Annotated in this window: 5 protein-coding genes and 1 pseudogene; all 6 read left to right on the top strand. The window is 41.3% G+C overall.

What is annotated here, in order from left to right:
- Positions 1 to 210: 210 nt before the first annotated feature.
- The gene (locus EYW48_RS20900) at positions 211 to 600 is read left to right on the top strand and encodes a VOC family protein (RefSeq protein WP_277433014.1); all 390 of its coding nucleotides are present in this window, start codon (positions 211 to 213) and stop codon (positions 598 to 600) included.
- A 197-nt stretch (positions 601 to 797) separates the two neighbouring features.
- Positions 798 to 1064 (top strand): BrnT family toxin, encoded by a 267-nt coding sequence (locus EYW48_RS20890; protein WP_010320360.1) that lies wholly within the window; start codon positions 798 to 800, stop codon positions 1062 to 1064.
- Positions 1051 to 1293, top strand: coding sequence for a hypothetical protein (locus EYW48_RS20885; RefSeq protein WP_053311009.1), 243 nt, complete (start codon positions 1051 to 1053; stop codon positions 1291 to 1293). Before EYW48_RS20890 ends, EYW48_RS20885 begins: the two co-directional genes overlap by 14 nt.
- A 219-nt stretch (positions 1294 to 1512) precedes the next feature.
- A complete protein-coding gene (locus EYW48_RS20880; RefSeq protein ID WP_005526636.1) occupies positions 1513 to 1767 on the top strand; it encodes a type II toxin-antitoxin system prevent-host-death family antitoxin in 255 nt (84 codons plus the stop codon).
- The gene (locus tag EYW48_RS20875; RefSeq protein ID WP_005464459.1) at positions 1760 to 2029 is read left to right on the top strand and encodes a Txe/YoeB family addiction module toxin; all 270 of its coding nucleotides are present in this window, start codon (positions 1760 to 1762) and stop codon (positions 2027 to 2029) included. The genes EYW48_RS20880 and EYW48_RS20875 overlap by 8 nt, the downstream gene beginning before the upstream one ends.
- 162 nt (positions 2030 to 2191) lie before the next feature.
- Positions 2192 to 2294: pseudogene (locus tag EYW48_RS20870) on the top strand (damage-inducible protein DinB); the annotation flags it as partial.

Raw genomic sequence — 2294 nt, 5'->3', positions numbered from 1 at the left:
GCAGCTAACTAGGCGTTTAAGACGGATTCCCAACGCTTGGGAGTTTCGGCTCTAGGTTGAGTTTTGTGTTTAAGGCACAATGGTTTAGGATTGTGGTCGCGTTGCTCACCACTTAACGCAGCGTTATAGCTTATCTCACATTTCAACCTAGACATTGCTCAATCGATGCCTCAAAGTAAATCTCGATTTTGCTCAACAAAAGGAACAAGTATGTTTAGTCATATTATGATTGGCTCCAATGATATTGAAAAATCTAAGGTTTTTTATGACGCCATATTGTCTGTTTTAGGTTATCCATCGGGTGTTATCGATGCTAAAGGTCGCTGTCTTTACATAAACAAAGATGGTGTGCTTGGAATTACGAAGCCAATAAATGGAGAGCTGGCGACTCATGGTAATGGAATGACAATTGGCTTAAAAGTCACTAGCCCAGAGTTAGTGGATTCATGGCATGCAGCAGGTTTAGCTAATGGCGGTGTAGCTTGCGAAGATCCTCCAGGTCTCAGGGTAAGCGGAGAAAGAAAAATGTATCTAGCTTATTTACGCGATCCAGCAGGAAATAAGCTGTGTGCAATGCATCATATTTCTATGGGCAGCTAAAGCACCGCTATAACAAACGCTTCAAGAGGGACAGCCAACGCGTGGTATTTTCACTATGCGTTGGTTTTTGTGATTAAGGTGCTATGCGGAAAGTGAGTAGTAGCGTTGTCTGCCCCTTAAGCGGGCGTTAGCCGTTTCCACAATCATTAGCCAAAGTGTAAGTTGCAAAGTGAGTAAAAAAGGTATAAGTTTTACTCATGACGAAATTCGAATTTGATGAAAATAAAAGCAGGTCAAATTTTGAGAAACATGGAATTGATTTCTATACAGCTCAAGGTTTGTGGAATGACTCAGATCTTATCGAGATCCCTGCAAACACAAGTGATGAACCTAGGTATTTGGTCATCGGCATGTTAAATGGTAAGCATTGGTCTGGCGTCATTACATACCGTGGATTAAACATTAGGATCATTTCAGTCAGACGTTCACGTAAAGCGGAGGTGAACTTATATGAAAGCGCATGAGTTTGATGCCAAGTTTGAAAGTGACGATGACATTTTAGGTGATCTAGATTTATCTAAAATTAAGCGTCCAATGCAAAAGCAGAAGCGGGTAAATGTTGATTTCCCTGCATGGATGTTAGACTCACTAGATCGTGAAGCTAGCCGAGTAGGTGTTACACGACAGTCGATTATCAAGATTTGGCTAGCTGAAAGGCTTGAAAATGTAGCTCATCACCACACTTCAAACTAAACGGCTAACAAAGCATTTAAGAGTGATTCCCAACGCATGGCATTTTTCGTTCCATCGTTGGGTTTCGTGTTTATGGTGGTATGGTTTAGTTTTGTGGTAGCGTTGCTCACACCTTAATGCAGCGTTAGTTGCCTTATCAATATTTCATGTTCAATTTTCTGTACAAGTAGAATGGTGAAGATTATACTTGTTCCATTAAATGTACATGTGGAGATTCTTATGAGAATTGTATCTTTTACTGAAGCTAGAAATGGTCTCAAGGCTGTTTTGGACGGCGTAGTTAATGACGCCGATACGACAGTTATTACTCGCCGTGATTCTGAAGATGCAGTGGTTATGTCGTTAGACTACTACAATAGCCTTATGGAGACAGTTCACTTACTACGCTCTCCTCAAAATGCTGAACACTTAAACCGTTCGATAGCACAGTACCGTGCTGGTAAAACAACAGCACGAGAGTTAATTGATGAGTAGTAGTCAACGTCTACTGTCGTGGACTGATGACGCTTGGGATGACTACCTGTATTGGCAAACTCAAGACAAGAAAACACTCAAGCGCATTAATAAACTCATCAATGATGTTAAGCGCTCCCCATTTGAGGGCATCGGTAAACCAGAGCCGTTAAAAGAAAACTTGTCTGGTTTTTGGTCTCGTCGTATTGATGACACTAACAGGCTTGTTTACGCAGTTGATGATCAAGCGATAACGATAATTTCGTGTCGTTACCACTACTAAATCAGGCTCAGCGATCTGGCATCTAACAAGGCATTTAAGAGTGATTCCCAACGCTTGGTATTTTTCATTCCATCGTTGGGTTTCGTGTTTACGGTGGTATGGTTAAGTATAGTGGTAGCGTTGCTCACACCTTAATGCGGCGTTATGTACTTTGGAGGTCAAATGAATTTATCCTCAAATTTCAGAATGTTGGCGCTGTATAATCAGCGAATGAATAAGCAGTTACTTGGTGTTTGCAGTCAGCTGACTCATGAGCAATTGCATC

This window comes from Vibrio sp. 1180_3, from assembly GCF_029478545.1.
Taxonomy (GTDB): Bacteria; Pseudomonadota; Gammaproteobacteria; order Enterobacterales; family Vibrionaceae; genus Vibrio; species Vibrio aestuarianus.
Note: the sequence above shows the minus strand (reverse complement) of the source record. Positions and strands in the feature narration are given on the sequence as shown.

Coding starts and splice junctions, on each gene's coding strand:
- EYW48_RS20875 (WP_005464459.1), top strand. CDS start 1,760: ATGAGTAGTAGTCAACGTCTACTGTCGTGGACTGATGACGCTTGGGAT.
- EYW48_RS20890 (WP_010320360.1), top strand. CDS start 798: ATGACGAAATTCGAATTTGATGAAAATAAAAGCAGGTCAAATTTTGAG.
- EYW48_RS20900 (WP_277433014.1), top strand. CDS start 211: ATGTTTAGTCATATTATGATTGGCTCCAATGATATTGAAAAATCTAAG.
- EYW48_RS20880 (WP_005526636.1), top strand. CDS start 1,513: ATGAGAATTGTATCTTTTACTGAAGCTAGAAATGGTCTCAAGGCTGTT.
- EYW48_RS20885 (WP_053311009.1), top strand. CDS start 1,051: ATGAAAGCGCATGAGTTTGATGCCAAGTTTGAAAGTGACGATGACATT.